The 6,770-nt window shown below is 72.2% G+C and carries 4 protein-coding genes; 3 read left to right on the forward strand and 1 reads right to left on the reverse strand.

The window, feature by feature from the left end; genetic code table 11:
* Positions 1-105: 105 nt before the first annotated feature.
* Positions 106-492, reverse strand: a complete 387-nt coding sequence (locus FGW31_RS11400) for an MGMT family protein (protein ID WP_142193273.1) — start codon at positions 490-492, stop codon at positions 106-108.
* A gap of 186 nt (positions 493-678) precedes the next feature.
* On the opposite strand from FGW31_RS11400, the gene FGW31_RS11405 reads away from it, so the two are divergent.
* From FGW31_RS11405 to FGW31_RS11415, 3 genes are all read left to right on the forward strand, one after another.
* Positions 679-3,411, forward strand: a complete 2,733-nt coding sequence (locus FGW31_RS11405; RefSeq protein WP_142193274.1) for a lysylphosphatidylglycerol synthase transmembrane domain-containing protein — start codon at positions 679-681, stop codon at positions 3,409-3,411.
* A 129-nt stretch (positions 3,412-3,540) separates the two neighbouring features.
* Positions 3,541-5,091, forward strand: a complete 1,551-nt coding sequence (locus FGW31_RS11410) for an alpha/beta hydrolase (protein WP_142193275.1) — start codon at positions 3,541-3,543, stop codon at positions 5,089-5,091.
* Between the two features lie 159 nt (positions 5,092-5,250).
* Positions 5,251-6,744 (forward strand): alpha/beta hydrolase, encoded by a 1,494-nt coding sequence (locus FGW31_RS11415; protein ID WP_142193276.1) that lies wholly within the window; start codon positions 5,251-5,253, stop codon positions 6,742-6,744.
* Positions 6,745-6,770: the final 26 nt, after the last annotated feature.

Below are 6,770 nucleotides of genomic sequence, written 5' to 3' on the forward strand. Positions count from 1 at the left end.
CACACATGTCCCTCGCCTCACGAACGTACGTCATGCCGTCCTTGCGCCTCATGTCCCCCTGGTGGATCACAGGTCACACGGCGGGCTGCGCGATGGCGGAAGCTGTCAGGTGTGACCCTCGGTGTGCCCGGCGCCGTCCCACCGCGCGTGCTTCATGTCGAGGCGCGGCACATGGCCCTCCGTGGCCCGTCCCGCCTCCCTCAGCGGCGTGCCCTCCGCCCGGTAGTGGCCGAGCGCTCTCAGTTCGTGGCCCGGCAGCAGCACACCGTCCGCGCGGACGACGCGCCACCACGGGACGGCTCCCCCGTACAGCGCCATCACGCGCCCGACCTGCCGGGGGCCGCCCTCCCCCAGCCACTCGGCCACGTCCCCGTACGTCATGACACGTCCGGGCGGGATCAGCTCGGCCACCTCGAGGACGCGCTCGGCGTACTCCGGCAGGGCGTCCGGGTGCGCGGAACCGCTGTCGGACGGAAGGCTCTCCTGACTCATCCGGCCCATCCTGCCGCACCCCACCGACAACGCGAGGCGCGCGCACGTGTGTGCGCGGCTCGCCCCGGGGCACCGCTTCGGGCAGACTGTGCCGCCCCGCTTGCGGACCCTGATGCCCCCTTGTGGCGGTACGGCATGCCACCATCATGCGGGCGGTGACCGGTGATACGAGATCGAGAAGAGACGATGAAGCAGCAGGGTGCGCACCCCGGAGACACGGAGGGCACCCCTGACGCGTCGTCGCGCCGGGACACCGCACGGCGCCCCGGAACCCCGGAACGCCCGGACGCCGCGAACTCCACGGATCCCGAGACCGTGCACATCGACGAGGTGGAGGGCGACGAACCGCTGCTCCCCGCGCGGGTGCACCGCCCGTCGGACCTCATGCGGCTCCTCGGCGGTGTCCTCGCCGTCGTGGTGCTGCTGGCGATCGCCGCGTTCGCCCACGGCACCACCTCGGGTCTCGAACAGGACATCACCAAGGGCACCGGGCAGGCACCCGACCTGCTCATCAAGATCGCGGGCCTGGCCTCCAGCATCGCCATCCTCCTGGTGCCGGTCGCCTTCGCCATCGAACGGCTGATCAAACGCGACGGACTGCGGATCGCCGACGGTGTCCTCGCCGCCGTCCTCGCGCACGGTGTGACACTCGCCACCGACCTGTGGGTCGCACGGGCCGCGCCGGACTCCATCCAGGAGGCGCTCACCCAGCCCTCCCCCGGCGACATCCACGCCCTGACCGACCCGGTGCACGGCTACCTGGCCCCGGTCATCGCCTACATGACGGCCGTCGGCATGTCCCGCAGACCCCGCTGGCGCGCGGTGCTGTGGGTGGTGCTGCTCCTCGACGCCTTCTCGATGCTCGTCACGGGGTACACGACACCGTTCTCGATCATCCTGACGGTCCTGATCGGCTGGACCGTCGCCTACGGCACCCTCTACGCGGTCGGCTCGCCCAATGTGCGCCCCACCGGACGCACCCTGATGGCGGGCCTGCGCACCGTCGGCTTCCGCCCCGTGAGCGCGTCCCGCGTGGAGGCGTCCGACGCCGCCGAGGCGGGCGACCGCGGCCGCCGCTACTTCGTCACCCTGGAGGACGGTCCGCCGCTGGACGTCACGGTGGTCGACCGCGAGCAGCAGGCGCAGGGATTCTTCTACCGCGCGTGGCGCAACCTGGCCCTGCGCGGCTTCGCCACCCGCAGCAGCCTGCAGTCGCTGCGCCAGGCGCTGGAGCAGGAGGCGCTCCTCGCCTACGCGGCCATCGCGGCCGGCGCCAACGCGCCCAAGCTGATCGCCACCTCCGAACTCGGCCCGGACGCGGTGATGCTCGTCTACGAGCACAGCGGCGGGCGCACCCTCGACTCGCTGGCCGACGAGGAGATCACCGACGAACTGCTGCGCGACACCTGGCACCAGGTACGCGCCCTGCAGTCCCGCCGTATCGCGCACCGCAGGCTGGTGGGAGACGCCATCCTGGTGGATCGTTCCGGCACGGTGATCCTCACCGACCTGCGCGTCGGTGAGATCGCGGCCGGCGATCTGCTGCTGCGCATGGACACCTCGCAGCTGCTGGTGACGCTGGGCCTCCGGGTCGGCGCCGAACGCGCGGTGGCGTCCGCGCTGAGCGTCCTCGGCCCCGACACCGTGGCCGACTGCCTGCCGATGCTCCAGCCGATCGCGCTGAGCCGTTCCACGCGCGCGACCCTGCGCAAGCTGGCGCGGGAGCGGGCGGAGCGGGAACGCGAGGCGGTCCTGGAGGCGTCCCGGCAGGCCAAACTGGCCCGCGCCGAGCACGGCGCCGAGGACCCGCCGCACGCGGCCGCGCCCGAGAAGGTCGACAAGAAGGCCGCACGGGCGGAGCAGCGGGCCGAGAAACGGGCCATCGACGAGGCCCTGGAGGAGGCCCGCGAGGAGGATCTGCTCAGCCAGATCCGGCACGAGGTGCTGCGTATCAGGCCGCAGGCACCGGTCGAGCCGGCCCGCCTGGAACGGGTGCGTCCGCGGACGCTGATCAGTTTCATGGCCGGCGCGATCGGCGCCTACTTCCTGCTGACGCAGCTCACCCACATCGAGTTCGGTCCGCTGATCGCGAACGCGGAGTGGGGCTGGGTGGCGGCGGCGGTGCTGTTCTCGGCGTGCAGTTACGTCGCGGCGGCCATGGCCCTGCTCGGGTTCGTGCCGGAGCGGGTGCCGTTCCCGCGGACCGTGGCGGCGCAGGTCGCCGGTTCGTTCGTGAAGATCGTCGCTCCGGCGGCGGTGGGCGGTGTCGCGCTGAACACGCGATTCCTCCAGCGCGCGGGAGTGCGGCCGGGGCTCGCGGTGGCGAGCGTCGGCGCGTCGCAGCTGTTCGGGCTCGGCTGCCACATCCTCATGCTCCTGGCCTTCGGCTATCTGACCGGTACCGAGAAGACACCCTCCCTGTCCCCGTCCCGCACCGTGATCGGCGGTCTGCTGACGGTGGCGGTGCTGGTGCTCGTGGTGACGTCGGTGCCGTTCCTGCGCAAGTTCGTCGTCACGCGCGTGCGGTCGCTGTTCGCGGGGGTCGTGCCGCGCATGCTCGACGTGCTGCAGCGGCCGCAGAAGCTGGTGACCGGAATCGGCGGCATGCTGCTGCTGACGGCCTGCTTCGTGATGTGCCTGGACGCCTCGATCCGCGCGTTCGGCGACGAGACGACGTCGGTCAGCCTCGCGAGCGTCGCCGTCGTCTTCCTCGCGGGCAACGCGCTGGGGTCGGCGGCACCGACGCCGGGCGGTGTGGGCGCCGTCGAGGCGACCCTGACGGTCGGTCTGATCGCGGTCGGGCTGCCCAAGGAGGTCGCCGCGCCGGCGGTGCTGCTCTTCCGGCTGCTGACCCTGTGGCTGCCGGTGCTGCCGGGCTGGCTCGCCTTCAACCACCTCACGCGCAAGGCCGCCCTGTAGGCAGCGCGCGGCCGGCCCCGCCCGGCCTTCGCCGCAGGGCGCGCGCCCTGCGCCGCCCGGCCACGGCTTCCGTACCTCGGACGGCCCGTGCCCCGCGCGTGCCGTCGCGGCCGACCGCAGGATGGGAGCATGCCCCACCCCTTCCGTCTGCCTGCCGCCGCCCTGACCGTCTGCGCCGTCCTGCTGCCCGCCCTGCTGACGGGCTGCGGCGCCGGCGACCGGGACGACGAGGACCTGACGGAGCAGGAACTCGGCTGGGAGGACTGCCCGGCGCCGTCACAGGCCCAGGGCGGCGGCTCCGCCCCGTCACCGCTGCCGGGCGACCGGGGCGAGTGGAGCTGCGCCACCATGAAGGCGCCCCTGAACTGGGACGAGCCCGACGGCGACACCATCGACCTCGCGCTGATCCGGGCCGTGTCCAGCGGCCCGGTGAGCGAACGCATCGGCTCGCTGATCTTCAACTTCGGCGGTCCGGGCGTCTCCGGCGTCACCACACTGCCCGCCTTCGGCCCGGACTACGCGCGCCTGCGCACCCGTTACGACCTGGTGGGCTTCGACCCGCGCGGAGTCGGCCGCAGCGCCCCCGCGAAGTGTCTGGACGACCGGCAGCTCGACGCGTACCTCCAGCAGGACGCCACTCCGGACGACAACGCCGAACGCACCGAACTCGTCGACGACACCGAGGAGTTCAACGCGGCCTGCGAGAAGAACTCCGGACGGATCCTGCCGCATGTGCGCACCACGGACGCCGCCCGGGACCTGGACCTGATGCGGCAGGTCCTCGGCGACGAGAAACTGCACTACTTCGGCGTCTCCTACGGCACCGAGCTGGGCGGCGTCTACGCCCACCTGTTCCCGAAGAAGGTGGGCCGCGCGGTGTTCGACGCGGTCGTGAACCCCGCGGAGAACGCGGAGGAGGGTTCCCTGGGACAGGCGCGCGGGTTCCAGCTCGCGCTCGACAACTACGCCGAGCACTGCGTCTCGCAGCCCGAGAGGTGCCCGGTCGGCGACAGCGCGCAGGACGTGCAGGACCGCATCGCCGGCCTGCTGAAGGACCTCGACGCCAGGCCGATCCCCGGCGTCTTCCCGCGAGAGCTCACCCAGACCGTGGCGACCAGCGGAATCGCGCAGGCCCTGTACTCGCAGAAGCTCTGGGAGTTCCTCACCCAAGGGCTGGAGCAGGCGTACGACGGTGACGGCACCATCCTGATGCTGCTGTCGGACTCGATGACCGGACGCGGCGAGAACGGCGAGTACAGCAACCTCGTCGCGGCCAACACCGCCGTCAACTGCGCGGACAGGAAGGCGCGCCACACCCCCGCGGACGTGGAGCGCAGGCTGCCCGAGTTCAGGGCCGCGTCCCGTCTGTTCGGTGACTACATGGCGTGGGGACTGACCGGCTGCACCGGCTGGGCGGTGCCGGGCGCGGCCGAGGACCCGGACGTGAGCGCCCCCGGCGCGGCACCGATCCTGGTGATCGGCAACACCGGCGACCCGGCCACACCGTACGAGGGCGCGCGCCGGATGGTGGAGGAACTCGGTGCGGGCGTCGGTGTGGAACTGACGTACGAGGGGCAGGGGCACGGGGCGTACACCAGCAAGAACAGGTGCGTGCAGCAGGCGGTGCACGGCTACCTCCTGGACGGGAAGGTGCCCGCGGCCGGGACCGTCTGCTCGTGAATGGCCGCCCGGCCACCGCCCACGCCACGGACGAAACAACTGAACCCGCAGGTCAGAGCGTTATCCACAGGCTGGCGCTGCGGGCTGCGAATCTGCCTAACATGGCCTGACCGCCATCCGCGGCACGGTGCGGACGGCCAGCGAGGGGGGAAACGGCACATGACCCGCTTGACACGGTGGACGGCCCTGACGGTCGCCGCCGCGCTGTGGACGGCCGGCTGCAGCGGCGGCTCGCCGGACGACGACTCCGGCAACGACGGCAAGAGCGGCGCCACGGCGCTCGACTGGGGCGACTGCAAGGCCACCGAGGACGCTCCGGCGCCCGGCGACGACTGGCAGTGCGCCACGCTGAAGGTGCCGCTGGACTGGTCGAAGCCCGACGGGCGGACGATCGGGCTGGCGCTGATCCGGGCCAGGGCGACCGGAGACGACCGTCTCGGCTCACTGCTGTTCAACTTCGGCGGCCCGGGCGGCTCCGGCGTGTCCATGCTGCCGTCCTACGCCGGCACCGCCGCCGAACTCCGTGAGCGGTACGACCTGGTGAGCTTCGACCCGCGAGGCGTGGCCGCCAGCGAGGGCGTCCGCTGCCGCGACGACAGGAGCATCCAGGCCGCCGAGGCGACGGTGGACGGCACTCCGGACACGCCGGCCGAGGAGCGGGCGTTCCTCGAGGACGCCGCGGACTTCGGCAAGGGCTGCCAGAAGGCCGCCGGTGAGCTGATGGCCCACGTCTCGACCACGGACACCGCTCGCGACATGGACCGCATCCGCCAGGCCCTCGGCGACGAGAAGCTGAACTACTTCGGCATCTCCTACGGCACCGAACTCGGCGGCGTCTACGCCCATCTGTTCCCGAAGAAGGTCGGGCGGATGACCCTCGACGCCGTGGTCGACCCGAGCGCCGACACGGTGGGCCACGCCAAGAACCAGGCCCGCGGCTTCCAACTGGCCCTGGACAACTACCTGAAGTCCACCGGCCGCGATCCCGAGCAGGGGTCGCGGGAGATCGCCGAGCTGCTGCGGCGCATCGACGCCGAACCGCTGCCGGCGTCCTCCGGGCGCGAGCTGACGCAGACGCTGGCGGTGACCGGGATCGTCCTGCCGCTGTACAGCAAGGACGGCTGGCCGGCGCTCACCAGCGCGCTGGAGGCGGCGCAGGACGGTGACGGTACGGAACTGCTGGCGCTGGCCGACGGCTACAACGAACGCAGCGCCGAGGGAGAGTACGGCACGACGACCCACTCCCAGCGGGTCATATCGTGCCTGGACGCCAGGCAGCGGCCGACCGTGGAGGAGACGAAGAAGCTGCTGCCGGAGTTCGAGGAGATCTCACCGGTGTTCGGGGCCTTCCTCGGCTGGGACACGGCCGGCTGGTGCCACGACTGGCCGGTGCCCGGTCAGCACGACACTCCGGACGTGAGCGCGCCGGGCGCGGCACCGGTGCTGGTCGTGGGCAACACCGGCGACCCGGCCACGCCGTACGAGGGGGCCCGGAGGATGGCCGACGAACTGGGCGAGGACGTCGGTGTGGTGCTCACCTGGAAGGGCGAGGGCCATGGCGCGTACGGCAGTGGCAGCGGCTGCGTCGACTCCACGGTGAACGCGTACCTGCTGGACGGCACGGTGCCCGAGGACGGCAAGGTCTGCTCATGACGACGGCGGGGGGGGGCCCCCCCCCC

This window comes from Streptomyces calvus (assembly GCF_006782915.1).
GTDB lineage: Bacteria > Actinomycetota > Actinomycetes > Streptomycetales > Streptomycetaceae > Streptomyces > Streptomyces calvus.